The organism is Dyella sp. (assembly GCF_051954575.1).
Lineage (GTDB): Bacteria > Pseudomonadota > Gammaproteobacteria > Xanthomonadales > Rhodanobacteraceae > Dyella_B.
Genome location: NZ_JBQCHP010000047.1, coordinates 1 through 25732 on the forward strand (window position 1 = coordinate 1; position 25732 = coordinate 25732).

23 protein-coding genes are annotated in these 25732 nt (G+C 63.1%); 9 read left to right on the top strand and 14 right to left on the bottom strand.

Annotated features, from left to right (window positions below):
• Positions 1–379: 379 nt before the first annotated feature.
• The 5 genes from ACTHNE_RS06800 to grxD all read right to left on the bottom strand — a co-directional run bounded on the left by ACTHNE_RS06800 (position 380) and on the right by grxD (position 7040).
• Positions 380–2842, bottom strand: a complete 2463-nt coding sequence (locus ACTHNE_RS06800) for a TonB-dependent receptor (protein WP_324940321.1) — start codon at positions 2840–2842, stop codon at positions 380–382.
• Positions 2843–3342: 500 nt separating this feature from the next.
• Positions 3343–5055, bottom strand: a complete 1713-nt coding sequence (locus tag ACTHNE_RS06805; RefSeq protein WP_324940318.1) for a lysophospholipid acyltransferase family protein — start codon at positions 5053–5055, stop codon at positions 3343–3345.
• 251 nt (positions 5056–5306) lie between these two features.
• Positions 5307–5903: a YhgN family NAAT transporter gene (locus tag ACTHNE_RS06810; protein ID WP_440268851.1), complete on the bottom strand. Its 597-nt coding sequence runs from the start codon at positions 5901–5903 to the stop codon at positions 5307–5309.
• Positions 5904–5943: 40 nt separating this feature from the next.
• Entirely contained in the window at positions 5944–6717 is a 774-nt protein-coding gene (locus tag ACTHNE_RS06815; RefSeq protein ID WP_324940314.1) for an SDR family NAD(P)-dependent oxidoreductase, read from the bottom strand.
• A complete protein-coding gene (grxD, locus tag ACTHNE_RS06820; RefSeq protein ID WP_324940311.1) occupies positions 6714–7040 on the bottom strand; it encodes a Grx4 family monothiol glutaredoxin in 327 nt (108 codons plus the stop codon). The genes ACTHNE_RS06815 and grxD overlap by 4 nt, the downstream gene beginning before the upstream one ends.
• Before the next feature lie 98 nt (positions 7041–7138).
• Between grxD and ACTHNE_RS06825 the strand changes: the two genes are divergently transcribed.
• A complete protein-coding gene (locus tag ACTHNE_RS06825) occupies positions 7139–7720 on the top strand; it encodes a superoxide dismutase (RefSeq protein WP_324940307.1) in 582 nt (193 codons plus the stop codon).
• Between the two features lie 173 nt (positions 7721–7893).
• On the opposite strand, the gene ACTHNE_RS06830 is transcribed toward ACTHNE_RS06825, so the two are convergent.
• Together ACTHNE_RS06830 and purE are read right to left on the bottom strand one after the other, a co-directional pair.
• Entirely contained in the window at positions 7894–9048 is a 1155-nt protein-coding gene (locus ACTHNE_RS06830; RefSeq protein WP_440268837.1) for a 5-(carboxyamino)imidazole ribonucleotide synthase, read from the bottom strand.
• A complete protein-coding gene (gene purE, locus ACTHNE_RS06835; protein WP_440268838.1) occupies positions 9045–9548 on the bottom strand; it encodes a 5-(carboxyamino)imidazole ribonucleotide mutase in 504 nt (167 codons plus the stop codon). Before purE ends, ACTHNE_RS06830 begins: the two co-directional genes overlap by 4 nt.
• A 66-nt stretch (positions 9549–9614) precedes the next feature.
• On the opposite strand from purE, the gene ACTHNE_RS06840 reads away from it, so the two are divergent.
• The 4 genes from ACTHNE_RS06840 (at position 9615) to ACTHNE_RS06855 (ending at position 13818) form a co-directional block, all read left to right on the top strand.
• Positions 9615–9887 (top strand): Trm112 family protein, encoded by a 273-nt coding sequence (locus ACTHNE_RS06840; protein ID WP_324940298.1) that lies wholly within the window; start codon positions 9615–9617, stop codon positions 9885–9887.
• 199 nt (positions 9888–10086) lie between these two features.
• A complete protein-coding gene (locus tag ACTHNE_RS06845; RefSeq protein ID WP_440268839.1) occupies positions 10087–12393 on the top strand; it encodes a DUF1631 domain-containing protein in 2307 nt (768 codons plus the stop codon).
• Positions 12394–12533: 140 nt separating this feature from the next.
• Positions 12534–13391 (top strand): carboxylating nicotinate-nucleotide diphosphorylase, encoded by an 858-nt coding sequence (nadC, locus tag ACTHNE_RS06850; RefSeq protein ID WP_440268840.1) that lies wholly within the window; start codon positions 12534–12536, stop codon positions 13389–13391.
• Between the two features lie 19 nt (positions 13392–13410).
• Positions 13411–13818, top strand: coding sequence for a DUF3301 domain-containing protein (locus tag ACTHNE_RS06855; protein ID WP_440268841.1), 408 nt, complete (start codon positions 13411–13413; stop codon positions 13816–13818).
• A 92-nt stretch (positions 13819–13910) separates the two neighbouring features.
• Here the strand turns inward: ACTHNE_RS06855 and cycA are convergent, their stop codons facing one another.
• The 6 genes from cycA to petA form a co-directional block, all read right to left on the bottom strand.
• On the bottom strand, positions 13911–15311 hold the full coding sequence (gene cycA / locus ACTHNE_RS06860; protein ID WP_440268842.1) for a D-serine/D-alanine/glycine transporter: 1401 nt from the start codon (positions 15309–15311) through the stop codon (positions 13911–13913).
• 144 nt (positions 15312–15455) lie between these two features.
• Positions 15456–15884 (bottom strand): ClpXP protease specificity-enhancing factor, encoded by a 429-nt coding sequence (locus ACTHNE_RS06865; protein ID WP_440268852.1) that lies wholly within the window; start codon positions 15882–15884, stop codon positions 15456–15458.
• Positions 15885–16096: 212 nt separating this feature from the next.
• Positions 16097–16723 carry a glutathione S-transferase N-terminal domain-containing protein gene (locus ACTHNE_RS06870; protein WP_440268843.1) on the bottom strand — a complete coding sequence of 209 codons (627 nt, stop codon included), beginning with the start codon at positions 16721–16723 and terminating at the stop codon, positions 16097–16099.
• A 350-nt stretch (positions 16724–17073) separates the two neighbouring features.
• Positions 17074–17820 (bottom strand): cytochrome c1, encoded by a 747-nt coding sequence (locus ACTHNE_RS06875; RefSeq protein WP_440268844.1) that lies wholly within the window; start codon positions 17818–17820, stop codon positions 17074–17076.
• Complete coding sequence (locus ACTHNE_RS06880; RefSeq protein ID WP_440268845.1) at positions 17813–19117, bottom strand: cytochrome b; 1305 nt, start codon at positions 19115–19117, stop codon at positions 17813–17815. The genes ACTHNE_RS06875 and ACTHNE_RS06880 overlap by 8 nt, the downstream gene beginning before the upstream one ends.
• Positions 19117–19722 carry a ubiquinol-cytochrome c reductase iron-sulfur subunit gene (petA, locus tag ACTHNE_RS06885; RefSeq protein WP_440268846.1) on the bottom strand — a complete coding sequence of 202 codons (606 nt, stop codon included), beginning with the start codon at positions 19720–19722 and terminating at the stop codon, positions 19117–19119. The genes ACTHNE_RS06880 and petA overlap by 1 nt, the downstream gene beginning before the upstream one ends.
• A gap of 523 nt (positions 19723–20245) precedes the next feature.
• Between petA and ACTHNE_RS06890 the strand changes: the two genes are divergently transcribed.
• On the top strand, positions 20246–21454 hold the full coding sequence (locus tag ACTHNE_RS06890; protein WP_440268847.1) for a S1C family serine protease: 1209 nt from the start codon (positions 20246–20248) through the stop codon (positions 21452–21454).
• Between the two features lie 65 nt (positions 21455–21519).
• Here the strand turns inward: ACTHNE_RS06890 and ACTHNE_RS06895 are convergent, their stop codons facing one another.
• Positions 21520–22533 (bottom strand): lytic transglycosylase domain-containing protein, encoded by a 1014-nt coding sequence (locus ACTHNE_RS06895; RefSeq protein WP_440268848.1) that lies wholly within the window; start codon positions 22531–22533, stop codon positions 21520–21522.
• 370 nt (positions 22534–22903) lie between these two features.
• On the opposite strand from ACTHNE_RS06895, the gene miaB reads away from it, so the two are divergent.
• From miaB to ACTHNE_RS06910, 3 genes are all read left to right on the top strand, one after another.
• Positions 22904–24247: a tRNA (N6-isopentenyl adenosine(37)-C2)-methylthiotransferase MiaB gene (gene miaB / locus ACTHNE_RS06900; protein ID WP_440268849.1), complete on the top strand. Its 1344-nt coding sequence runs from the start codon at positions 22904–22906 to the stop codon at positions 24245–24247.
• Positions 24248–24256: 9 nt separating this feature from the next.
• Positions 24257–24760: a GNAT family N-acetyltransferase gene (locus ACTHNE_RS06905; RefSeq protein WP_324942783.1), complete on the top strand. Its 504-nt coding sequence runs from the start codon at positions 24257–24259 to the stop codon at positions 24758–24760.
• A gap of 130 nt (positions 24761–24890) precedes the next feature.
• Positions 24891–25732: PhoH family protein (locus ACTHNE_RS06910; RefSeq protein WP_440268850.1), on the top strand; the 842-nt coding region annotated here is incomplete at its 3' end.

The following is a 25732-nucleotide window of genomic DNA, read 5'->3' on the forward strand; positions in this document are numbered from 1 at the left end:
TTCACCGCACGTTATGGTTCCATCGTTTTGGCGTGTCGGTGCAGGTTGAGTGACCGTCTGAAAAAACGCGGTGGCTAATCGTGGGTGGCATACCGTGCGGCCCCAACGTTTTGAAATCAATGAAGGGGTGACGTCCAGAAGGCCCGCAGGCCGTACCCCGCGGCTTGAACAGACGGCCAGTCTGCCCTGCGCCGCGCGAGACACCCTGCGAGCCTTCTGGACGTCATGCCGGGTACATGGAATAGATCAGAGCATCCCTAGCATCTCCTCTTCCATGCAGCGGGGTCAATGCGCACATGAAAACGCCCCGCAGCGAACTGCGGGGCGTTCTGGTTGGCATGACCGCCGCGACCGTGCAGCCGCGGCAGGGGTTCGACGCTTAGTGGAACGACGCGCCGAAGGTCACCATGAAAGTGCGCTCTTCCAGCACCGAGTAGTACGGCGCGGACGGGAACAGCACTACGCCGTTGACGTCTTTGAGATTCGTCGGGTTGGAGGCCAGGAACGCGCCGACGTTGCTCGCATAGGTAAGCGCCTTGCGGTCGCCCAGGTTGTAGACGTTGACCTTGATGTACGGCTTATGCACGAAGCTGCCAAAATCGGGGAAGTTCCAGCCGGCGTTGAAGTCGAACGTGGTGTAGCCGCCCACTTTTTCCGTGTTGGACCAGTCGCCCCACTGGCTGCCCGTGTACTTGGCGTTCAACTGCGCCCAGAACGGGCCGTGGTTGTAGTTCAAGGACGCGTACGCCACGTTCTTCGGCGTGGAGATCATGGTCTTGCCGCGGGTGTAGAAGATGCCGTCACCCAGCGTGTTCATGTTGTCCTGCAAGCGAGCCTGCGTGTAGGTGTACGAACCGTACGCGGTGAAATCATCGGTGATCTTGTAGCTGGCCTCGGCATACATGCCGCGCACATGCACGCGGCTGAGCGGCACGTACACCGTCAGACCCGTGTTCTGGTCGTAGCCGGAAACCTGTTTGTTGTGGAAGTTGGATGCGTATGCATCGACGTTCGCCGAGATCTTGTCACCATAGAAGCGCCAGCCCAGATCCGCCGTATCGGCCGTTTCCGGCTTCACCGCCACCGGATTCTTGCCGTAGTTGGCGAAGGCGTTGGACAGCACCGCACCATTGATCGGCGCACGGAAGGTGTGGCCGTAGCCGAAGTAGAACTGGTTCTGGTCGTTCAATTGATATTTGGCGCCGAAGGTCGGCGTGAAATCGTGGAAGGTCTGGCTGGTGTTGCCGCCGAACGCCGCGTTCTTGGTGCTGACTGCCAGCTTGCTGGTGAGCGAGCCGGTGGAACCGGGATACTCGTACATGAAGCCGTCACGCTTGGACCACACGTACGCGACGCTGCCGGTCAGCGTGATCTGATCGCTGGGCGTCCACGTATCGGTGATGAACGCCTTGGTGTTGGTGGTGGTGGTGTACTGGTCGTAGGTCTTCTGCACCACGCCGTTGGAGTAGCGGATCAGGCTGGCATTGTTGGCCCACACGTCCACCGGAATGCCCGTGGCGTAATTGATCGGAACGAACACCTGCCCCTGCGCCTGGCGCGGACGCTCGAACCACACGCCGTATTCCAGGGTGTTGTCCAGGCCGAAATCCTGGTTCAACTTGGCGATCACGCCAGGACGGAACGTGTAGGAGTAGCTGTACGAATTGACCAGCACGTTGGAGTACTTGTTGTCGATCTTGCCGTTGCCGTTGAGGTCGTAGTTCACGACCTTGAACAGCGGGTTGTTGGAACCCTTGCCGTTGTATTCGCTGAACGTGGTGCCCGAACCGCCGCCGCCTTCACCCCACTGGAAGTAAGGCACCACCGACAGATGCAGGTTGTCGGAAAGCTTGAATTCGCCGTCGAGGCTGGCCATGTAATTGACGAACGGATTCTGGTGCAAGCGGTAGTAGTTGTTGCTGGTCTGGCCCGGCGTATAGGTGCCCAGGTAACTCTGCTTGTAATCGGCCTGCGCCTGCGCCTTGGTCAGCGACTCGTAGTTGGTCTTGATTTCGCGGTTGTACTGCACCGAGGCGGAAATGGTGTTGTCGGCGTCGATGGTCCACACCGACTTGCCGTCAACCTTGGTCACGTTCGAATGACCGGGACCGCGCCACAGGTTCACCGAGTTGTCCGAATACGAAACCCAGGAACGCACCGGGCCGAGATCGCCGGTGTTCAGGCGGAAGAAGGTGCGGCGATAGCTGTGGGTACCGAACGACTGGCTGAAATCCACGCCGCCCTGGTGCGACGGATCCAGCGTCACCCACGCGATCGAACCGCCGGCCGCGCCGGGAATCGGCATGTCGTTGTCCGGATAACCCTGCTGCACGGTGATGTCACCCATGTTCTCGGTGTCGCCGTACTCGGTCGGGTAGATCTTGTAGTTGCCGCTGTCGTTGATCGGCGCGCCGTTCACGGTGACGCCGATTTCGTCGAGCGTGTAGCCGCGGATGCTGGCGGTGCCGTCGTTGAGGCCGGTGAAGTCATCGGTCGCGGTCACCGCGCCCGGGATGCTGGCGATGGCCTGCACGAAGGTGGCGCCGGGCGCCGACTTGACGATCGCATCGCGCGAAATGGTGGACACCGCCTTGGGCGCTTCCTGCACCGACATCAGGCCACCGCCGAGCGCCAGCGACTGAGCCCGCACCTGCACCGCGCTCATCTGCTGCACGCCGCGCTTGGTGGCCGTGTCATTGGTGGTGTTCGACGTGGTCGACACCGAGGCGCGTTGCTGCACATTCGTCGCCTGCGTCTGATCGGCCGCTGTCTGCGCGAGCGCAGCACCCACGGTGAGGTAACAAGCCAAAGCAATCGCTGCGGAAAGATGCGTTCGTTTCATGAAGAGCCCCGTAGTCCGGTTATTGATTTCGAGATTTTTTAGGCATCGCTTTCGATGACCGCTCTAACGTCTCTCGCCAACCACGACATCAGCCAGGCTTCCTGCCCCGTGCAACGCTGGTGATCCATCGACACAAAAAAGGCTCAGGCTCATGGACTGCGTGAGCCGTGCGGCCTTTTTTGGAACCCCTAGGTTTTGGTTTTTTTCGGCGGGACGAGAAGAGCTCCGCCCTCTGTGACACAACCCTGGAAGATACCTGTGTAAGCTGATCCGTACTTTGTGCTGAGTGGTTCGCGGGCACTCAACTGAGAAGAAAGCGGTCACGTATCCTTAGCGATACCTTAGCACAATCGCATATTTCCTTTACACGAACTTTACAGCCGCATCTCAATCGTGGAGCTCGCGCACAACGGGTCCGCGCGCTGGCCGGCGCCGGCGCGCGCAGTCTTTATCTATCAAAATCAGGCCTGTGCTAGCGGACGGAGCAAGGGAAGCCGGGTTCAGGCGCCCTTGCCCAGGTAGCGGGCGCGCTTGGCTGGTTTCAGGCGGGCGAGGTCGAGCATCACCAGACCATCCACGCAGCCGGAAAAACCGGGGTCTTCGCCGAAGTCGAGGAATTGCACGCCTTCAGGTTCGACCAGATCCACGTACTGGCGGTAGAGCACCGGCAGGCTTACGCCCAAGGCATCCAGATGGTTGCGCAGCTTGCCCAATCCGCTGACCGGGTCCAGGCCTTCCAGTTCGCGGCGCACGCCTTCTAGCACATCGGCGGACACCTTGAACGGCTGGCGCGCCGATGCCAGCCCCGGCGCCCCGAAATAATGCTGATGCGCCGCCGCGATCCATTCGCGCGCCTGGCGCGGAAGGTTGACCGACATGCTCACCGGCCCGAACAGATAACGCAGCTCGGGGTGCCGCTGCAGATACAGGCCGATGCCCTGCCACAGCTGGTCCAGCGCACGCGAGCGCCAGTACGCCGGCGCGATGAAGCTGCGTCCGAGTTCCAGCCCTTGTGCCAGTCGCGATTCCAGTGCCGGCGAATAATTGAACAGACTGGCGGTGTAGAGGCCATTCATGCCGCGCTCGGCGATCAGCCGGCCGCCATGGCCCAGCCGATACGAACCGACGATGCGCAAGGCTTTCGGATCCCATAGCACCAAGTGTTCGTAATGTGCGTCGTAGGCATCCAGGTCGCGGCGCGTGTTGGTGCCCTCGCCCACCTTGCGGAAGGTGAGTTCGCGCAAGCGGCCGATTTCACGCAACGCGGCGCCATCGGTCTGCCCGCGCAGCACGATCAGCTGTTTGCCGTCGGCGAGATCGGCAAGCTTTTCGCTCTGCGCCAGTTCCTGCGCCACGCGATCCACCGATTCGGGATGCGCCAGCGCCACCTGACCGCCGAAGATCAAGCCACGGCGACGACCGATGCGGTACACATGCCGACGCATCAGGTCGGCTGCACGCTGCGCGTTGTCGCCGCTGCGCTTGCTCAGTTCGTCCGCGCCGACCAGCGCACCTACACTGAAGCCGATGCGGCTGACATGCGTGGCCACCGCTTCGCGCGGCAGCATGGCCGTGCTGAGCGGCTTGGCCAACATGGAAAGCCCATAGAAGATGGCCGAATTGCGCGCCGCCACGTGGATCGGCAGCACCGGTGTCTTGCTGCGCATGGCCAGGCGCGCGAAACCATCGGACCAGCGCGCATCGCGCACGCCTGCCGGCCCCATGCGGGAAACCTCGCCAGCCGGGAAGATGATCAAGGCCTCGCCACGATCCAGTGCACGGTAGATGTTGCGCATGCGCGAAGCCGCGCCACTACCGAAGACGTCCACCGGCAGCAGCAGCGGGCCCAGTTGCGGCACGGCCGCCAGCCAGTCGTTGCCGAGAATGCGCACGTCCTTGCGTACCGAGCCGACCAGGTCCAGCAAGGCCATCGCATCGAGCATGCCCAGCGGATGATTGGCGACGATCAGCACTGCGCCTTCCACGGGAATATGTTCCCGCTCGCGCTGCACGACGTGGTAACTGCAGCCCAGCAGGTCCAGCACCTGCTCGGCGAAATCGAACCCCTTGGTATCGGCAAGCCGATCGAGAACCCGATTGAAGCCTGCCTCATCGGCCAGTCGTCCCAGCATGCCGGCGACGGGCTTGCGGATCATCGGATGCTGCGCTAGCCATGGCAGACGTTCGGTGAGGGCCTGTTCAACGTGAAGCATGACCGCCTCCCTTTAATCCATGTAGCCGACGTAGTATGACAACTGCTTAGTCCATGTTGCCGACGTAGTGTGACAACTGCGAGAAATCACAGGGTCAAACGTATACGGAACGCAAGAATACACGAAGGGTCCTGGGCAAAGGCTTAAAAGCACGTTCAAGCCGACCGTGTCTTGCGATCTATCCCATTGATTTGATTCTGCTCGCCGCGATTAGGCTTGTCCTCGGCCGATCGTCATGCCGGCCGATGCGTTTAAAGCGTCAGATGCAGATACGCCGCAATGCCGCCCATGAACATCTGCACCGACAAGGCGATCAGCAGCATGCCCATCACGCGTTCCAGCGCGGTCAGCACGCTCTCACCGAGCCAGCGGAACAGGTAAGTGGAACTGAGCAGGATGATGGCCGTGGCCAGCCAGGCGCACAGCAGGGCAATCGCCCAATCGGCCGTACGCCCCGGCTGCGTGTTGGTAAGCAGCAGCAACGCGGCCATCGCCGAAGGGCCCGCCACGCCGGGAATCGCCATCGGCACGATAAACGGCTCGCCTTCGCCGGCCTGGCCGAAAATGCCCCCTTCGGCGGGAGGGAACACCATGCGGATGCCGATCAGGAACAGCACGATGCCGCCGGCGATACTGACCGACTCTTGCCGCAATTGCAGCAACTTCAAGATCAGCTGCCCGCCCATCAGGAACAACAGCAGCACGGCCAGCGCAATCAACAGCTCGCGCACCATCACCGCACGGCGCCGCTTGGGGGGCACATCTTTGAGCAGGGTCAGAAAAAGGGGAATATTGCCGAGCGGATCCATGATCAGGAACAGCAGGATCGCCGCCGACATGGTGGTCATCTGCGTTTCCATCGAATCCCCTTGGGTTAAGTCGGCTCGATCATGCAGTACGCAGATCGAGCACGCCACCGCGGGCGGCGGCAGCTTTCGCACTCAGCAGATAAACCACGGCCTCGGCAGTGCTGTCGGGCAGCGGATGCTGCATGGTGTCTTCGCCGAAGTAGGCGGTGCGGCGCAAGGTGGTACGCATCGGCGCGGGCAACAGTGCATGCACGCGCAACGCGCCCTCGTCATGCTCCTCATGCAGGATCGCGACGAAGCGTTCCAGTGCCGCCTTCGATACGCCATATGCGCCCCAATGCGCGCGACGCACCAGGTCGGGATTGTCCAGCACGAATATCGCGGCACTGTCCGGCGCCGCGGTGAGCAACGGCAGGCACGCTTGCATCAGCGCGAACGGTGCAGACACGTTGACATGCAGGCTGCGCAGCCAGGCATCCGGCTTGTGCGTGGACACCGGCATCAGGCCGGCGAAACTCGTCGCGGCGTGCACGATGCCGTCGAGCCGGCCCAGATCGCGCTGCACGCCTTCGGCCAGTGCTTCGTAGTCGCGCGGCGTGGCGGCTTCCATGTCCAGCGGATGGATGATCGGTTCGGGCAGACCCTCGCGCAGCATCGCATCGTAAAGCTGTTCCAGCTGACGCTTGCGCTTGCCGGTGATCACCACCGTGGCGCCGGCGCGCGCCACCGCACGCACCACCGCGCTGCCCAATCCACCGTAGGCGCCGGTGACCAGCACCACGCGGCCGGCCAGTTCATCGGCGGCGGGCATCCAGGATTCGGGCAAACAGTGCAGAGGCAGGCTCAGGCTCATGCGTGGTGTTCCCCCGCCACGTCGCTGGCCATGCGCGCCAGCTCGCCGGAGACTTTGAGGTCTTCCACGATGTCGCAGCCGCCAATCAGTTCGCCCTGGATGAAAAGCTGCGGGAAGGTCGGCCAGTTGGCGTAGTGCGGCAAGGCCGCACGGATTTCCGGATCGGCCAGCACGTTGACCGCATGGAATGTCGCACCCGCTTCATCGAGCGCCTGCGCCGCGCGCGCGGAGAAGCCGCACATGGGAAATTGCGGCGTGCCTTTCATGAAAAGCACGATCGGGTGCTCGGCCAGCACCGCCTTGATTCGCTCGTTGACGTCCATAACTTGGGATTCATCACTACAATGCAGCCAGCTTAGTAGTGTACCAGCCGCCCCGGCCGGCCACGCCTTTATCCTCAGCCAACGCCCAGGAGTTACCCATGGCGATCGAACTTCCCCCGTTGCCCTACGAAAAGAACGCGCTGGAGCCGAACATCTCGGCCGAGACGCTGGAGTTCCACCACGGCAAGCACCACCAGGCTTATGTGACCAACCTCAACAATCTGATCAAGGGCACCGAGTTCGAAAGCGCCGCGCTGGAAGACATCATCAAGAAGTCCTCCGGCGGCGTGTTCAACAACGCAGCGCAGATCTGGAACCACACCTTCTACTGGCAGTCCATGCGCTCGCCGAAGAAGGACAACGCCCCCGCCGGCAAGCTGGCCGACGCGATCGGAAAGGCGTTCGGTTCGTTCGACAAGTTCAAGGAAGAGTTCTCCAAGTCCGCCGTCGGCAACTTCGGCTCGGGCTGGACCTGGCTGGTGCAGCGTCCGGATGGTTCGCTGGGCATCGTCAACACTTCCAACGCCGCCACGCCGATCACCGGCAGCGACAAACCGCTGTTCACCATCGACGTATGGGAACACGCGTACTACATCGACTACCGCAATGCGCGCCCGAAGTACGTGGAATCGTTCTGGGATCTGGTGAACTGGGATTTCGCGGCGAAGAACCTGGTTTAATCGAATAGCCCGCTTTTCGCGTTTATCTCCTCTCCCTTCGGGGAGAGGATTGAGGTGAGGGGTCATCCTCGCGACGATCTCTTTGCGAAGCGCTCTTCGCATCAAGCCTCCCGCAAGATTGACCTCTCATCCGCCCTTCGGGCAGCTTCTCCCCGGCAGGGAGAAGGGATTCATCAAAGCGCTTGCAGGCCGGGCGCCGCCTGTTCTTCGCGATTCAACGCGCGCGCAATCTCGCCGATTCGCGCCGCCAGCACCTTCGCATCCGTCGCACACACCGTGGCATGTCCCACCTTGCGGCCAGGACGCGATTGCTTGCCGTAGTCGTGCCAATGACCATCGACCGTGGCCATCACCGGTACCGCATCCGGCAATTCACCGATCCAGTTGAACATGGCCGAAAGGCCGCGCGCCGCGGTATCGCCCAGCGGCAGGCCGAGCACCGCGCGCACGTGGTTTTCGAACTGGCTGGCGATGGCGCCTTCGATGGTCCAGTGCCCGGAGTTGTGCACGCGCGGCGCCATTTCGTTGCCGAGCAGGTCGCCATCCTTGACGAACAGTTCCAGCGCGAATACGCCGACGTAATCCAGGCGCTCGGCCAGCGTGCGCGCCAAGGCTTCCGCGCGCGACTGCAACGCGCCCACGTCCGGCGCAGGGGCCAGGCTCAGGCTGAGCACGCCATCGGTATGCCAGTTCTGGGTGAGCGGCCAGACGCGAAAATCGCCATCACGCGTGCGTACCGCCAGCACGGATAGCTCGCGCTCGAACGGCACGAAAGCTTCCAGGATCAGGCCATGCGCATTCGAGCCCAGCGCGGCCCACGCGGCATCCGCATCCTTCAAATGCTTGATGCGGAACTGGCCCTTGCCGTCATAGCCCAGGCGGCGCGTCTTCAAAATGGCGGGCGCGCCGATCTTCGTCAGCGCGCGATCGAGGTCTTCGCGTGTATCCACGGCCTCGAACGCCGGCGTGTGCAAGCCGCATTCGCGGAATAGGGTTTTCTCGGCCAGGCGATCCTGCCCCACCGCCAGCGCGCGCGGATTGGGAAACACCGCCGCGCGCTCCGCCAGCCAGTGCGCCGTATCGGCCGGCACGTTCTCGAAATCGAAGGTGACCACATCCACTTCGGCGGCGAATTTCGCCAGCGCGTCATAGTCGGTCCAGTCGGCCACCCGCAGCGGGGCTACCTGGCCGGCGCAGGCGTCGGGCGCGCTGTCCACCACCAGCGTCTTCACCCCGAGCGGTGCGGCGGCGATGGCGAGCATGCGAGCCAGCTGGCCGCCGCCCAGAATGCCCAATACCGGCTGCTTTTGACGGATGGTGCCGCTCACGAGCGCGGGTCCGGGTGGTCAAGCACGTGCTGGGTCTGGCGAGAGCGATAGCTTTCCAGCGCCTTGGCCAGGGCCGGATCGTGCAGGGCCAGCACCGCGGCGGCCAGCAGCGCGGCATTGCAGGCCCCGGCACGGCCGATGGCCAGCGTGCCGACCGGAATGCCGGCCGGCATCTGCGCGATGGAAAGCAGGGAGTCCATGCCGTTCAGGGCCTTCGATTGCACCGGCACGCCGAACACCGGCAGGCGGGTCTTGGCCGCCAGCATGCCCGGCAAGTGCGCCGCCCCGCCGGCACCGGCGATGATGACCTGGATACCGCGTCCGACCGCCTCTTCGGCGTACTGAAACAACAGATCCGGCGTGCGGTGCGCGGAAACCACGCGCACCTCGTGCGCCACGCCCAACTCAGCCAGCACCTCGGCCGCGTGCGTCATGGTTTCCCAATCCGAACGCGATCCCATCACCACACCTACCCGCGGTGCAGAAGCTGTATCCGTCATGGTCCGGTCGTCCAAAAGGGGCTATTGTACGGACTTCGCCGCATTGCAACGATACCTTTGGACACGATGGACAAACGCCTGCTCGACATCCTCTGCTGCCCTGTGAGCAAGACCCCGGTACGCCCGCTCACCGCCCATGAACTGGACGCCCTGAACCGCGCCATCGAGGCCGGCCAGGTGGTGAACGTGGCCGGCGGCGCGGTGCAAGGCCGGCTGATCGAAGGGCTGATCACGGTCGACCGCAAGGTCATCTACCGGATCGAGGACGGCATTCCGGTCATGCTGCCGGAGGAAGGCATCGGCACCACCCAGTTCACCGACTTCCCCGCCGCAGCGTAAGAACTTGCGTCAGGTTCACGTAACCTGTACAGACAGTACACAAAAGGATGACTTGGGACATGGCGGTGAAACACGATTTCGCTTATGTTCCACGCATAGGCGGCATCCCTGTCCCGACCGTCCGCGGTCTTAAAGGTAAATCGGCTGCCGCTTACGGCAGTAGGTACCGGCCTAGCCAGCCAACCACAGGGGTGTGGCGATGAAAGAAGCCAACGAATCGTCCAACGTCGTCAATCTCAGCCAGCGGCTGGACCCCTCCAGCGGACGCGGAGGCGACTTGTTGAACGCTGTTCGGAACATTTCTTCGCGCCGGCTGCAGCAGTTCATCGGCAACATGTTCGAGCACGTCGACGATGCCCTGTTCGACCTTGCCGAGAAAGCCGAAAACAACGCCGCGCAGATGCATTACTTCGACGGCATGCGCGAAGTGCGCAAGCGCCGGCCGGTGATCGAGCGCGGCTTCCTGGCACTGGTATCGCGCGAGTTGAACGATTTCGCCGGCGGCAATCGTGCGTCTTCGGCGCCGAGTGTCACTGCACCGATCGGACCCATGCCCGGCTCGGTCGAACTCTCGCTGGTGGCCGACAACGAACTGGAAGAATCGCTGGCCATCACCAGCATGATCGGCAAGAACGAGACGCGCCTGTCGCGCGACCTGTTCGCGGTGAACCAGCGCCTGTCGGTGATCTGCGGCGGCACGCGCATCGAAGACGCCAGCAATCCGATCGGTCCTGCCCTGCTCGCCCAGGCGTTCCGCCAGGCGATGCGGGAGCTCAACGCCGACATGCGCGTGAAGCTCATCATCTACAAGCTGTTCGACCGCTACGTAATGGCGGCGCTGGAAGAACTCTATCAAGAGGTCAACGCCGAACTGATGCGCGCCGGCGTGCTGCCGCAACTGCGTCACGAAGTAGTGCGCAACACTGCCGGCGGCACTGGCGCTGCCGCGAGCGGCGCGGCGGCGGCGGGCGAAGTGCCGGCGCCGCTGCCGACCGACGATAGCGAAGCTTCGGCCGAACTGCTGCAAACCTTGCGCACCTTGTTCAGCGCGCGCCGGGGCCATCCGGCCACACCCATGGGAGCGATGCCACAGCAAGGCCCGCTGCCGACCGCGAACGAATTGATCGGCGCGCTAAGCGTGCTGCAAAGCCAAGCGGCGCTGGTGCAGATGCCGGTCACGGCCGCGGTGCCAGGCGGCAGCGCGGTCGACATCGCCGAGCAAGTGCTGCATCTGAAAGAACAACTGCTCAGCCAGCTCGGCTCGCTGCGCGGCCAGCGTCCGGGCCAGATCGCCACGATCGATGAAGACACCATCGACCTGGTCGGCATGCTGTTCGAATTCATCCTTGAAGACCGCAACCTGCCGCCGCAGATGCAAGTGATGCTGGCGCGCCTGCAGATTCCGTATCTGAAGGCCGCCATTCTCGATCGCAAGCTGTTCGCGCACCGCCAGCATCCGGCGCGCCGCCTGCTCGACGGCCTCGCCGATGCGGCCAAGAGCTGGTCCGAAGAATCCGATCGCGACGGCCGCCTGCACGACACCATCAAGGTCATCGTCGAACGCCTGCTGCAGGAATTCGACGACGACATGACGATCTTCGATCGCCTGTCCGCCGAATTGCAGCAGTTCCAGGAATCCAACCGCCGTCGCGCGGAGCTGGCCGAGCAGCGCGTGGCCGAATCCACCCGCGGCCGCGAAAAACTGGAACAGGCACGCCGCCGCGCCGCGCGCGAAATTCTCAACCGCATCGGCGACCACGTGCTGCCGCCGCTGATCCATGGCGTGCTGTCGCGCGCGTGGGCCAACTACCTGGTGCTGACCATCCTGCGCAAGGGCGAGGAATCGAACGAATTCCGCGAGGCGCTGCGCTTCGTCGATGCCTTCATCGCCAGCACCAAGCCGGTGCGCACGCCGGAAGCCAAGCGCGACCTGCGCCAGCTGCTGCCTGGCATCGAGCGCGCGCTGCGCAAGGGCCTGGCAAACGTGGCCTTCCAGGAAGCAGACATCGAGAAACTGCTCGCGCAATTGCACAACTACTACCGCCACCAGCTTGGCGAATCGGCGCAAACACCTGCGCAACCCGCCGCCGAAGCCGCGCCCGCGCCGCTGCCGATTCCGGAAAGCATCCAGCCGATCGCCGAAAGCGTCGAGGATCTGGAAGACCCCGCCAGCGCCGAGCCGCCGGCCGACACGGTCACACCGGAAGTGCGCGAGCAGCTCGAGCACGTCAAGGCGCTCAAGCCCGGCACCTGGCTGGAGTTCAGCGGGCAGGAAGAGCATTTCGAGCGCGCCAAGCTGTCGTGGATCAGCCCGATGAGCGGCCGCTACCTGTTCGTCAATCGGCGAGGCCTGAAGGTGGGCGATTACTCGCCTTACGAGCTGGCTACGGTGATGGCCGAGGGCCGTGCGCGCGTGCTCGCATCGAACGCGCTGTTCGATCGCGCGATGGACGCGATCGTGGATCGCCTGAGCCACGAAGAGGCGCGTCCGGGCGAAGCGCCCTAAACCTCGTAGGCTGGGATGCAATCCCAGCATTGCCATGCATACGAACATCGGAAAGCTGGGATTCCGTCCCAGCCTACGAAGACGCGCTCGCCCCAATCCGAGTAGCATGCGCGGCATTCTCCCCCACGCCCCCGTCCCGCATGTCCAGCACCTTCCGCTTTGCCCCGCCCGACCAGCGCCTGATCGACGCCGACGTGGAACGCGCCTTTGCCGAAGACATCGGCCATGGCGACGCCACCGCCAGCCTGCTACCGGCCAACGCCGTCGCGACCGCGCAACTCACCTGCCGCGAAGACGCTGTGATCGCCGGCATTCCCTGGTTCGACGCCTGCGTGCGCAAGCTCGATCCGCACGCACGCATCGATTGGCACGTGACCGACGGCGATCGCGTCGCACCGGGTAGCATCGTGTGCGAGATGCGCGGCCATGCACGCTCGCTGGTCACCGCCGAACGCTCGGCCTTGAACTTCCTGCAGATGCTGTCGGGTACCGCCACCGTCACCGCCGCCTACGTTGCGGCCGTGGCCGGCACTCGCGCGCGCGTGCTCGATACCCGCAAGACGGTGCCGGGACTGCGCCTGGCGCAGAAATATGCGGTACGTTGCGGCGGCGGCCATAACCATCGCATGGGTCTTTATGACGCGATCCTGGTGAAGGAAAACCACATCATTGCCGCCGGCAGCATCGCCGCCGCGGTGCAGGCCGCCCGCCAGCTGCATCCTACGCTGCTACTGGAAGTGGAAGTGGAAAACCTCGACGAACTGCAGCAGGCGCTGGATGCCGGCGTCGACCGCATCATGCTCGACAATTTCACGCTGCCGCTGATGCGCGAAGCCGTCGCGCAGACCGACGGCCGCGTGCCACTGGAGATATCCGGCAACGTCGATCTCCAGACCATTGGCGATTACGCCCACACCGGCGTCGATTACATCTCGGTGGGCGCGCTGACCAAACACCTGCGAGCCATCGATCTCTCGCTACGTTTGAAGCTGGACTGATTGCCCACACATTGCGGACATGGGCGACTTCACCACTCTCTTCCTGTTACTCGTACTGTTCGCCATCGTCGGCGCCTGGCTGATGCTGAGCCGCGCGCGTGATCGCGCCGTGCAGGAAGCGCGCTGGCGCTGCCAGCAACACGGTCTGCAATTGCTGGACGAAACGGTGGGCCTCAGTGGCGCGCGTCTGCGTCGCTTTCACGAGCGCAGGGTGCTGGAGCGGCGCTACAGTTTCGAAGTCAGTATCGATGGCGACGATCGCGAAGCCGGGCATCTATGGATGGTCGGCAACGTGCTCACCGCGTTGATCCTGCCCACCGTCGAACTGTACCTGCCAGAGCATTCGGCGCAGGGAACAACAACCGTCGAAAGCGGCAACATTGTGCCGTTCCGCCGGCAACATCGCGACCGGGACCTGCGGCATTAGCGTCCAATCCATGTAGGTTGGGGTGCGAACCCCAACATCGCCATGTACATAGATCACGACGTTGGGGTTCGCACCCCAACCTACGAGGCTTGTTAGCCTTCTTCGTGAACTGGCGCAACGGTTGCAACGCGCCGCCCTTTCCACCAATAGCCGATCGTCAGCAGCACGAACCACACCGGGCTCGCCAACAATGCCTCACGCGTATCTGCCTGCAGCGTCAGTAGCCACAGCACGAACACGAAGAACACCAGGCACGCCCAGCACATAAATACGCCGCCGGGCATCTTGTACGTGGATGCAGCATGCAAGTGCGGACGCTTGCGCCGATACGCCATGTACGCAATCAGGATCAGCGACCACACGAACATGAAAAGTACGGCCGACAGCGTGGTGACCAGGGTAAACGCGGTCACCAGGTTGGGCACCACGTAGACCAGCATCGCGCCACCCAGCAGGCACACGCAGGAAAACATCAGGCCGCGCGACGGCACCGCGGCGCGCGACAGGCGTGCGAACAAGCTCGGTGCGTGATTCTCTTCGGCCAGGCCGTAGAGCATGCGGCTGGTGGAGAAAATGCCGCTGTTGGCCGACGACGTTGCCGAAGTCAACACCACGAAGTTGATCAGGCTCGCCGCCGCAGGAATGCCGGCCAGCATGAACAGCTCCACGAACGGACTCTTGCCCGGCTGCACCAGGCGCCACGGCGTCACTGTCATGATCACCACCAGCGCCAGCACGTAGAACAGGATGATGCGCACCGGAATGGAGTTGATCGCCTTGGGCAGATTGCGCATGGGATCGGCCGTTTCCGCCGCCGTCGTGCCTACCAGCTCGATGCCGACGAACGCGAACACGGCAATCTGGAAACCCGCGAAGAAACCGCCCACACCGGTGGGAAACAGACCGCCGTCGTTCCACAAATTCGCCAGCGCGGCGTGATGGCCCGACGGCGAGGTGAAGCCGAACACGATCATGCCCAGCCCCATCACGATCAAGGCGATGATCGCCACGATCTTGATCAGCGCAAACCAGAATTCCAGTTCGCCGAACACGCGAACCGCGGTGAGATTCAAGGCCAACAGCAACCCCACGCAAAGCACTGCCGGCATCCACGGCATCAAACCCGGGAACCAGAACTGCGCATACGAGGCGATCGCGATCACGTCGGCGATGGCGGTGACGATCCAGCAGAACCAGTACGTCCAGCCACAGAAAAATCCGGCCCACGGCCCAAGCAGATCGGTGGAGAAGTCGATGAACGACTTGTACTCCAGGTTCGACAGCAGCAACTCACCCATTGCCCGCATCACGAAGAACAGCATGATGCCGATGATCAGGTACACCAACAGGATCGATGGCCCGGCCAGGCTGATCGTCTTGCCGGACCCCATGAACAGGCCGGTGCCGATCGCACCGCCGATGGCGATCAATTGCAGATGGCGATTGGACAGACTGCGCCGTAGATGATCCGGGTGTTCCTGGGCTGCGGACATGCGGAGCGGCTTTGTAGGAAGAAGCCGTTACCTTAGAGGAAATGCTGGGATGCGGCTATCTGGTAACAGCAGCGTAGGTTGGGGTGCAAACCCCAACATCATCGTGCCCGCATGGATGGCCATTGTTGGGGTTTGCACCCCAACCTACTTCACCACCCGCAAATGCGAGCCACCCCCACGCTTCGGCTTGTCACCATCGCCCGACGGTGGTTCCGGTTCGGGTGGCGAGGGCGGGGTATTGGTCGGCGGCTCGCCGCCTTCTTCCTCATCCGCCGGAAACATCATGCCCTGCCCGTTTTCCTGCGCGTACAAAGCCAGTACCGCCGGCACCGGAATCTGGATGCTGTGGCTGACGCCGGAGAAGCGCGCCTGGAAGCTGATCCACTCGTTGCCCAGGTCCAGGTTGGCCACGGCGCGCATGGCCAGGTTGAGCACCACCTGCCCGTTCTTGATCACGTGCGGCGGCACGCGCACGCCCTGGCGCGTGGCGTCGACCAGCATGTAGGGCGTGAGGTTGTTGTCGCTGATCCAATCGTAGATCGCCCGCAGCAGGTACGGACGGTTGGAACTCATCTTCGGTTGTTGCTGTTGGGTCACCAGGGGTGCTCTAGCCGGTCTTGCGTGGATGTCGCCGGATGTCTTGCAGCCCGCAAGGCCATCGGCGCGGACAGGCTGGCGGCCTGTCGAGACGATGGACCCGAGGAATGCATGCAGACAGGGCCGGCCCCCCGCGTATTGAATGGAAAAGACGCAGCGATGTCCAGGAGACCGTACACCCAAACTCGCTAGAGCGCCCTCAAGGCCTTTTCTTCCGGCGTCAGGCTGCGCGCATAGCCCTGGCTGTGGAACAGGCGTTCGCCGTAATCCATGATCGGCTTGCCCTCCCGGCCCAGGTCCACGCCCAGTGAAGGCAGGCGCCATACCACCGGGGTCACCAGGCAGTCGGCCAGGCTCATTTCCGGATTGAGGAAGAACTTGGATACCTTGAACAGCGGCAGCGCCGCCAGCAGGTGTTCGCGCAGCTTTTTGCGCGCCGCATCGGCGGCGCGACCGCCGGCCTTGATATGCTCGATCTCCGGCAGCCAGTCGCGCTCGATGCGCACCGCCGCCAGCCGCAGCCGGGCGCGCGAGAGCGGATCGATCGGCATCAGCGGCGGGTGCGGATAGCGCTCGTCCAGGTACTCACACACCACCGAGGTGTCGTACAGGGTGAGTTCGCGGTCGACCAGGGTCGGCAGGGTGTGGTACGGATTCAGGTCGAGCAGATCCTGCGGTGGCTTGGCCGGATCGACCACGATCAGATCGTAGGTCACTCCCTTTGCGGCCAGCACCAGCCGTACGCGATGACACTGGATGTCATCGGCAGCGGAATACAGGGCGAGTACTGTCCGGGAACGGGCGTTCTGGACCATGCACGAGTCTCCCCTTTTGTTTGGCCGCAAGGATGGCGTTTTGCCCCCTGCGGCCACAAGTCCCTTGTTCCTCGGGATGCTCTGACCAATTCTGCATGGGCGTCACCGGCTCTGTCCGTTCGCAGGCCAAAGGACCATCGACGAAGGCAGACTGGCCGTCTGTCGAGACGATGGGCCGAAGGCATGCGGACGGACAGAGTCGGCCCGAAGGGTGATGCACAGAAGGCCCGCAGGCTGTGCCGCACGACTTGAAAAGACGGCCAGTCTTCCCTGCGTCGCGCACCACAGCCTGCGAGCCTTCTGAGCATCATGCCGCCTATGCAGAATTGATCAGAGCATCCCATGGGACGTCAGTGGACGTCCTTCCAATATTCTTTCTTGAGCAAGTATGCCAGGAAGGTGAAGCCCAGCAGGAACAGCACTACCCAGATGCCGTAGTGCCGCCGCTGCAGCGCGGCCGGCTCGGAGGCGTATTCCAGGAAGTTGGTGACGTCGCGGGCGGCCTGCTGGTACTGCTGGGGCGTGAGCTTGCCCGGGTGCAGCAGGGTGAGCTTTTCGATCTGGGGATCGTCGCCGGCCTTGGCCTCTTTCATCACCGGCACCTGCACGCCCTGCAGCTCCCACAGCGGGAACGGCATGGCCGCATTCGGAAGCACGGTGTTGTTCCAGCCGATCGGGCTCTTGGGGTCGAGATAGAACGAATTGAGGTAGGCGAACACCCAATCGGCGCCCTTGGCCGATACCTCCAGCGACAGGTCCGGCGGCGCCTTGCCGAAGAACTTCTGCGCATCGTCGGCCGGCATGTGCGACATCACCGTATCGCCGAACTTGCCGCCGGTGAAGTTGAGGTTCTTCATCACGTCGTCCTCGGTCAGCCCGAGGTCGTCCGCCATACGCTCATAGCGCAGGTACTTCAGCGAATGGCAGCCCACGCAGTAGTTGAAGAAGATGTGCGCGCCGCGCTGCAGCGATGCGGTATCGCGCAGGTTGTTGCCGGCAGCGGGCAGCTCCGGGCCTTCACCCTCCGCCATGACCGCCGCGGTGCCTAGCAGCAGGCCGAACGCCAGCATGAAGATGGATATGTAGCGCTTATTCATGCGTCGTCACCCGTTCCGGAACCGGCTTGGTCTTTTCCCAGCCAAGATGCGTGTACAGCCACAGGAATACGAAGAACCCGAAGTAGATCAGCACCATCGTGCGACCGAACAGGTTCTCGATGCCGGTCACGTCGGCATTGGCGCCGAACAGCATCGGGATCAGCTCGGCGGTGGAGTCGGTGCCGATCAGCATCAGCCCGAAGAACGCCAGCACGAACAAGGTCAGCGCCACCTTGAAGCCGGTGCCGCGATAGCGGATGGACCGCACCTTGCCGCCGTCGATCCACGGCATCAGGAACAACAGCACGATCGCGCCGAACATGCCCAGCACGCCCCACACCGCGGTACCGAGCGCCGACGGAATCATGCGCACGATCGCGTAGAACGCGGTGAAGTACCACACCGGCTTGATCTGCGCGGGCGTCACCAGGTTGTTCGCCGGAATCGAGTTGTCGTGCTCGAGGAACCAGCCGCCGAAGCTGGGCTGGAAGAAGATGATGAAGGCGGCGATGGCCAGGAACAGACCCACGCCGACCAGATCCTTCACCGTGTAGTACGGATGGAACGGAATGCCATCGACCGGCTTGGTCGGATCCCACCGATTGCCCTTCGGCCCGTGCTTCACGTCCACGCCATCGGGATTGTTCGAACCCACTTCATGCAGCGCCGCCAGGTGCAGCACCACCAGCAGCAGCAAGACCAGCGGCAGCGCGATCACGTGCAGCGCGAAGAAGCGGTTGAGCGTGGCGTCGGCGGGCAGGAAGTCGCCCATGATCCATTCGACCAGGTCCTTGCCGATCACCGGAATGGTGCCGAACAACGACACGATCACCTTCGCGCCCCAGAACGACATGTTGCCCCACGGCAGCACGTAGCCCATGAACGCTTCGGCCATCAGCACCAGGAAGATCAGCATGCCCAAGAGCCACACCAGCTCGCGCGGCTTCTGATACGAGCCGTACATGATGCCGCGGAACATGTGCAGGTAAACCACCACGAAGAACAGCGAGGCGCCCGTGGTGTGCATGTAGCGGATCAGCCACCCCCACTCCACGTCACGCATGATGTACTGCACCGAGTCGAATGCGCCGCTCGCGCTCGGGTCGTAGTTCATGGTGAGGAAGATGCCGGTGACGATCTGGTTGACCAGCACCAGCAACGCGAGCGAACCGAAGTAGTACCAGATGTTGAAGTTCTTCGGCGCGTAATACTCGGTCATGTGCTTGCGGTACACCGGCATCAAGCCCGGTGCGCGCTCGATGACCCAATCGCCAATGTTCGAGAAGACGTTCGCCATTACGCTGCCCCTTCCGCATCCACGCCGATCTGCACCGTGGTGTCATCGACAAAGTGATAAGGCGGGATCGCCATGTTCTTCGGCGCGGGCACGCCCTGGTAGACGCGGCCGGCCATGTCGTAGCGCGAGTGATGGCAGGGGCAGTAATAGCCGCCCTGCCAGTTCGGATCGAACGGTTCGGGCTTCATCTCGCCCACATAATCCGGCACGCAACCTAAGTGCGTACAGATGCCGATCATCACCAGCCACTCGGGCTTGATCGAGCGGGTTTCGTTCTGCGCGTACTTCGGCTGCTGATCGGCGGAAACGCCGTCGGATTTGGGATCGACCAGCTTGGGATCCTGCTTGGGCAGCGCCGCCAGTTGCGCCGGCGAGCGGTTGACGATGAATACCGGAAGGCTGCGCCAGGCCACGATCAACTGCTGACCGAGCTCGATCTTTTTCAGCGATTGGGTAACGGGAGCACCGGCGGCCTTGGCTCTTGCACTGGGTTCCCACGACTTGATGAAAGGCACAGCTGCCGCCACTACGCCTACTCCTCCCACCACGGCTGTCGTCGTGGTGAGAAAGCGGCGGCGGCCTTGATCGACGACTTCGTTCGCCATCAGGCTCTCCGGTACTTGCATGCCATTGACACTGCAGAAACCAGATTCTGCCACTGCGGACGAGCTAAGGTTCCGCTTCGCCGACCGCCCCAGGATCGTGCCCCTGCAAAATCGCGTTACCTACAAAAATCGCGTTAGTCTAGCCTCAGGTCTTAAACCCTACAATAAAACGACAGGGTCGGTCACGTCGCTGTGCCACACTCGCGCGCTTAAGGATGCTCTGATCAATTCTACGTAGGCGGCATGATGTTCAGAAGGTTCGCAGGTTGTGTCGCGTGAAGCAGGCAAGACTGGCCGTCTTGCCAAGTCGCGCGGCACAGCATGCGGACCTTCTGAACATCACCCGTCATATCAATTCACCGTTGGGGCCGGTTCTGTCTGTCCACATGCCTTCGGCCCATCGCCTTGACAGACGGCCAGTCTGCCTTCGCCGATGGTCCTGTGGCCTGCGAACAGACAGAACCGGTGACGCCTGCGTAGAATTGATCAGAGCATCCTTAATTTCCACAGACTGCATTACGACATGAAGCATGCCGCCGGCATCGTCGCCTTTGTTGCCCGATTCGTCATACTCGGGTTGGCGATCGCGTTCGTGATCAGCCTCATCTGGCCGGGCGTCGGCGATCGCCTGCGCGCACGCTTCGGCTTGCAACACGACACCACGCCCACGGCCGTCAGGTCTGCTCCGCCATCGGCCGCACCCGCTTCCTACGCCGATGCCGTGGCCAAGGCTGCGCCATCGGTGGTCAACATCTACGCCAACAAGATCGTTACCGAACAAGCCGTGCGCATGTTCACCGATCCGCTGATGCAGCAGCTGTTCGGCGGCACGCCCATCGGCACGGTGAAGCGGCGCGAACAGAACCTCGGTTCCGGCGTGATCGTGAGCGCCGACGGCTACGTGCTCACCAACAACCATGTGATCGCCAACGCCGACGACATCCAGGTGTTGCTGTACGACGGCCGCGTCGCCAAGGCCAAGTTGATCGGCGCCGACGAGGAAACGGATCTGGCGGTGCTCAAGATCATCGACGCCGTAAACCTGCCGGTGATCCAGATGGCCGATCCGAAAAAATTGCGCGTGGGCGACGTGGTGCTCGCCATCGGCAATCCGCTCAACCTCAATCAGACCGTGACCATGGGCATCATCAGCGCCATCGGCCGGCAGTTGAGCAACAGCAGCCCGGAAGATTTCATCCAGACTGATGCCGCGATCAACCTCGGCAACTCCGGCGGCGCGCTGGTCAACAGCAACGGGGATCTGGTCGGTATCAACACCCTCCTCATCGGCAAGGCAGCCAATGCGGAGGGTATCGGTTTTGCCATTCCGGTCGATACGGCCACCAACGTACTGCGACAATTAATCGCAACCGGCCACGTGATCCGCGGCTGGCTCGGCGCCAACTACGGTTTCGTGCCGGTCGCCGCCGACAGCGGCCTGCCTGCCGCCGCCGCGCGCGGCGCGCAGATCACCGATGTCACGCCGGGCACGCCGGCCGCACTGGCGGGCCTGCAACCCCGCGACATCCTGCTGCGCCTGGGCGACACCGATATCCGCGACCCCGCCGACCTCAGCCGCCGCGAAGCCGCGCTCAAGCCGGGCAGCAAGGTGGAAGTCTCCGGCCTGCGCAACGGCGTGCCGTTCCATGTGGAAGTGCACGTGATTCAGCGGCCACCGCAGCTGCCTACGGCCAATGCGGCAGCCAACACCGGCAGCAATATCGAGGGCTGAAAATCGTAGGTTGGGGTGCAAACCCCAACATTGGGACTTGGTCACGTTGGGGTTTGCACCCCAACCTACAGACTGGCTAAAGGCGGATGCAACGCCTTCGAATACCGCTGCACCAGTTCGCCCACGCGCTGCACGTAGACCTGCGTTTCAGCGAACGGCGGCACGCCGCTGTAGTGCTGCACGGCGCCGGGGCCCGCGTTGTACGCTGCAGCAGTCAATCGCACGTCACCATTGAAGTTCTTCATCAGCAAACCGAGATAGCGCGCGCCGCCACGGATGTTCTGGGCCGGATCGAACGCATCCAGCACGCCCATGTCGTTGGCCGTACCCGGCATCAACTGCATCAGCCCCTGCGCGCCCTTGAGCGACATCGCGCGCGGATTGAACGCGCTCTCGGCATGGATGATGGCGCGGATCACCGCCTCGTCCACGCCCGATTCCACGCTCGCATCGCGGATCACGTCCTTGTACGCATCCAGATTCAGCGCCACCGTGCCCCAGTTGATAGTCGAATGCAGGTTGCAGGCGATGCAGGTGGCGATGTAGGTGAAAAGCCGCGTGACGTTGCTGGCCTGGCTGCCGGCCGGGGTGATGTTGGTGTATTCCACGCTACCGTCGCGATGCATCACACGGTACACCGCGCCCCGCAGCACGCGGCTGTCCGCGGTGTTCGAAGCGCCGATGGCCGGGAGCTGAGCCAACTGGCTGTCGCGCGATTCGCTGTACGTCCATTGCCCCGGCTTGCCGGCAGCACGCGGCGCTACCTGCGCGGTGGTGTCGACGCCCGCCTCCACCCGGTCCAGCGAGACGACGATCGGCGAGATCGGCTTGGCGCTGGTCTCCACCCATCCGGTGACCCAGGCCAGCGAGGCGATCTCCTTCGACACCCCCCTGCGCGGCCCCGCGTGCGGAACCGGTGCGGCGAACGCGGCCACCTGCCGGCAATCCCGATACCCCGCCTTGCTGCTGCTGAACACCGCTTCGCCCTGCGCCCCCGCGCAGCGGTACAGCACCCCGGCCCTTGCCGGCCGCGCCGCCAACAGCAGCGCACAGGCCAGCACGACCAGCAGGACGGACATCAGGAACGCAGGGAGGCGGCTTGCCCTGGGGCCGTGGCCTCCCCTTTGGCAGACGGCAGCAAACATGGCCGGCAGTTTGCGCCCAAGCGCGGCGGGCGCCAAGCATGAATTGGCCAAATCGTGTGCCAGAACATGGATATACAGCCTGGCTCCCTCTCCTCTGCGGGGAGAGGGTTGGAGTGAGGGGCCAACCTCGCGGGAAACCGAAAGCCGTAGGTTGGGGTGCAAACCCCAACACCACCATGCGCACAGGCACCGCGGCGTTGGGGTTGGCACCCCAACCTACGTGGGCATCCGGGCTCATCCCCGAGTACAATACGCGGTTCGACGCATTCCGCGCCGCCCCTCCGATGCCACGGTACCTCACACCATGAGCGGCAAGCTTTTCATCAAGACCCACGGCTGCCAGATGAACGAGTACGACTCGGCCAAGATGGCCGACGTACTGAAGGCGTCGCATGGCCTGGAGCTGACCCAGGATGAGTCGGAAGCGGACGTGATCTTGGTCAACACCTGCTCGATCCGCGAAAAGGCGCAGGAGAAGGTCTTCAGCCAGCTCGGCCGTTGGCGCGAGTACAAGCAGGGTGGCAAGCCCGTGCTGATCGGCGTGGGCGGCTGCGTAGCTTCGCAGGAAGGCGAGGCGATCCTCAAGCGCGCCCCGTTCGTGGATCTGGTGTTCGGCCCGCAAACCCTGCACCGCCTGCCCGAGCTGATCGAGGCCAAGCGCGCCACCGGGAAACCGCAGGTAGATATCAGCTTCCCGGAAATCGAGAAGTTCGACCGCCTGCCCGAACCGCGCGCCGAAGGCCCTACCGCCTTCGTGTCGATCATGGAAGGCTGCTCCAAGTACTGCAGCTACTGCGTGGTGCCCTACACCCGCGGCGAAGAAATCAGCCGCCCGTTCGACGACGTGCTGGTCGAAGTGGCGCAGCTCGCCGAGCAAGGTGTGCGCGAGGTGATCCTGTTGGGCCAGAACGTCAACGCGTACCGCGGCCCCACGCACGACGGCGGCACCGCGGACCTGGCCGTGCTGATCCACGCCATCGCCGAGATCGAAAGCATCGGCCGGATCCGCTTCACCACCTCGCACCCGCTGGAGTTCTCCGACTCGCTGGTGGAGGCGTATACGAATGTGCCCAAGCTGGCGAACTTCCTGCACCTGCCGGTGCAGGCCGGTTCCGATCGCATTCTCGCAGCGATGAAGCGCGGCTACACGGCACTGGAGTTCAAGCAGAAGATCCGCAAGCTGCGCGCGGTGCGCCCGGACATCTGCATCTCCTCCGATTTCATCGTCGGCTTCCCTGGCGAAACGGATGCCGATTTCGAAAAGACCATGAAGCTGATCGACGACGTCGGCTTCGACCAGAGCTTCTCCTTCATCTTCTCCGCGCGGCCCGGCACGCCGGCCGCCAATCTCGCCGACGACACGCCGGCGGCGGCGAAAAGCGAACGCCTGGCGCGACTGCAGGCCGTGCTCAACGAGAACGCCCGCACGATCAACGAAGCGATGGTCGGCACCGTGCAGCGCGTGTTGGTGGAAAAACCCAGTCGCAAGAATGCGAACGAGCTCACCGGCCGCACGGAAAACATGCGCTATGTGAACTTTCCCGGCCCCGCGCGGCTGATCGGCCAGTTCGTGGACGTGACGATCACCGAGGCGATGACCAACTCGCTGCGTGGACGCATTGCCAGCGTGGATAGCGAAGCGGCCTGACTCGCCGGCATGAACGCTGACGCCGCACGCATCCGCTTGCTGCCTTTCCAGGCACAACACGCTGCGCAAGTGGGCGAGCTGATCGTGTCGATCCAGCGCGAGGAATTCGGTTTCGACATCGACCTGGAACGCCAGCCGGATCTGTTGGCGATTCCCGCCTATTACCAGCAAGGTGCTGGCAATTTCTGGGTGGCGCTGGATCAGGAAAAGGTTGTCGGTACGATCGCGCTGAAAGACATCGGCTATCACGGCGTGGCGCTGCGCAAGATGTTCGTTGACGCCGGGTATCGCGGCGCGGCGTGGAACGTGGCGGCGAAACTTCTGCATGGCGCGCTGGATTGGGCGAAGCAGCACGCTGTGCGGAGCGTGTTTCTGGGCACCACGGATAAATTTCGCGCCGCGCATCGTTTCTACGAAAAACACGGTTTCGCATCGATCGATAAAACCATGCTGCCGGCAAGCTTTCCGTTCATGCCTGTTGATACGCGCTTTTATCGCCTAGACCTTGCGTAAGTGCGTAGGCGTAGGTTGGGTTAGCGCAGCGAAACCCAACATTTTCGGAGTGAGTTGTTGGGTTACGCTGCGCTAACCCAACCTACGCATCTGTTACCAGTGTGATGACATACGAAAACATTCGATATCTATGACCAACGGCCTGAACCAACACGATTTCGCCCTCGATCCGGAAGACAACGCCCGGCTCGCCAACCTGTGCGGCCCGTTCGACGAACACCTGCGCCAGGTGGAGTTGCGCTTAGGGGTCGAGATCGACCACCGCGGCAACCTGTTCCAGGTGATCGGCGAGGAAGCCGCCGCGCGCGCCGGCGAGAAAGTGCTGCGCGCGCTGTATGCCGCCACCGAAAGCGAAGCGCTCACCGGCGCGAAGATCAACCTGCACCTGGCCGAATCCGGCATCGATTCGATGGTGGAAGAAGCTGCCGAAAGCGCGCAGGAAGTCACCATCAAGGTGAAGCGCGGCGTGATCAAAGGCCGCGGCCCGAACCAGGCCCGCTACCTGCACGCCATCACCACGCACGACATCAACTTCGGCGTCGGTCCCGCCGGCACTGGCAAGACGTATCTGGCCGTGGCCAGTGCGGTGGAAGCGCTGGAAGCCAACCGCGTGCAGCGCATCCTGCTGGTGCGCCCGGCGGTGGAAGCCGGCGAGAAGCTGGGCTTTCTCCCCGGCGATCTGTCGCAGAAAGTCGATCCGTATCTGCGCCCACTCTATGACGCACTCTACGAAATGCTCGGCTTCGAAAAAGTGGCCAAGCTGATCGAGCGCAACGTGATCGAGATCGCGCCGCTCGCATACATGCGTGGCCGCACGCTCAACGATTCCTACGTGATCCTCGACGAAGCGCAGAACACCACCGTCGAGCAGATGAAGATGTTCCTCACCCGTATCGGTTTCGGCTCGGTCGCGGTGATCACCGGCGACGTCAGCCAGATCGACCTGCCCCGCCACGTGCGCTCCGGCCTGCG

Excerpts from the sequence above, each read along its gene's own strand:
- ACTHNE_RS06800 (WP_324940321.1), bottom strand. The coding sequence starts at position 2,842 with ATGAAACGAACGCATCTTTCCGCAGCGATTGCTTTGGCTTGTTACCTC.
- ACTHNE_RS06805 (WP_324940318.1), bottom strand. The coding sequence starts at position 5,055 with ATGCTTCACGTTGAACAGGCCCTCACCGAACGTCTGCCATGGCTAGCG.
- ACTHNE_RS06810 (WP_440268851.1), bottom strand. The coding sequence starts at position 5,903 with ATGACCACCATGTCGGCGGCGATCCTGCTGTTCCTGATCATGGATCCG.
- ACTHNE_RS06815 (WP_324940314.1), bottom strand. The coding sequence starts at position 6,717 with ATGAGCCTGAGCCTGCCTCTGCACTGTTTGCCCGAATCCTGGATGCCC.
- grxD (WP_324940311.1), bottom strand. The coding sequence starts at position 7,040 with ATGGACGTCAACGAGCGAATCAAGGCGGTGCTGGCCGAGCACCCGATC.
- ACTHNE_RS06825 (WP_324940307.1), top strand. The coding sequence starts at position 7,139 with ATGGCGATCGAACTTCCCCCGTTGCCCTACGAAAAGAACGCGCTGGAG.
- purE (WP_440268838.1), bottom strand. The coding sequence starts at position 9,548 with ATGACGGATACAGCTTCTGCACCGCGGGTAGGTGTGGTGATGGGATCG.
- ACTHNE_RS06840 (WP_324940298.1), top strand. The coding sequence starts at position 9,615 with ATGGACAAACGCCTGCTCGACATCCTCTGCTGCCCTGTGAGCAAGACC.
- ACTHNE_RS06845 (WP_440268839.1), top strand. The coding sequence starts at position 10,087 with ATGAAAGAAGCCAACGAATCGTCCAACGTCGTCAATCTCAGCCAGCGG.
- nadC (WP_440268840.1), top strand. The coding sequence starts at position 12,534 with ATGTCCAGCACCTTCCGCTTTGCCCCGCCCGACCAGCGCCTGATCGAC.
- ACTHNE_RS06855 (WP_440268841.1), top strand. The coding sequence starts at position 13,411 with ATGGGCGACTTCACCACTCTCTTCCTGTTACTCGTACTGTTCGCCATC.
- cycA (WP_440268842.1), bottom strand. The coding sequence starts at position 15,311 with ATGTCCGCAGCCCAGGAACACCCGGATCATCTACGGCGCAGTCTGTCC.
- ACTHNE_RS06865 (WP_440268852.1), bottom strand. The coding sequence starts at position 15,884 with ATGAGTTCCAACCGTCCGTACCTGCTGCGGGCGATCTACGATTGGATC.
- ACTHNE_RS06870 (WP_440268843.1), bottom strand. The coding sequence starts at position 16,723 with ATGGTCCAGAACGCCCGTTCCCGGACAGTACTCGCCCTGTATTCCGCT.
- ACTHNE_RS06875 (WP_440268844.1), bottom strand. The coding sequence starts at position 17,820 with ATGAATAAGCGCTACATATCCATCTTCATGCTGGCGTTCGGCCTGCTG.
- ACTHNE_RS06880 (WP_440268845.1), bottom strand. The coding sequence starts at position 19,117 with ATGGCGAACGTCTTCTCGAACATTGGCGATTGGGTCATCGAGCGCGCA.
- petA (WP_440268846.1), bottom strand. The coding sequence starts at position 19,722 with ATGGCGAACGAAGTCGTCGATCAAGGCCGCCGCCGCTTTCTCACCACG.
- ACTHNE_RS06890 (WP_440268847.1), top strand. The coding sequence starts at position 20,246 with ATGAAGCATGCCGCCGGCATCGTCGCCTTTGTTGCCCGATTCGTCATA.
- ACTHNE_RS06895 (WP_440268848.1), bottom strand. The coding sequence starts at position 22,533 with ATGTCCGTCCTGCTGGTCGTGCTGGCCTGTGCGCTGCTGTTGGCGGCG.
- miaB (WP_440268849.1), top strand. The coding sequence starts at position 22,904 with ATGAGCGGCAAGCTTTTCATCAAGACCCACGGCTGCCAGATGAACGAG.
- ACTHNE_RS06905 (WP_324942783.1), top strand. The coding sequence starts at position 24,257 with ATGAACGCTGACGCCGCACGCATCCGCTTGCTGCCTTTCCAGGCACAA.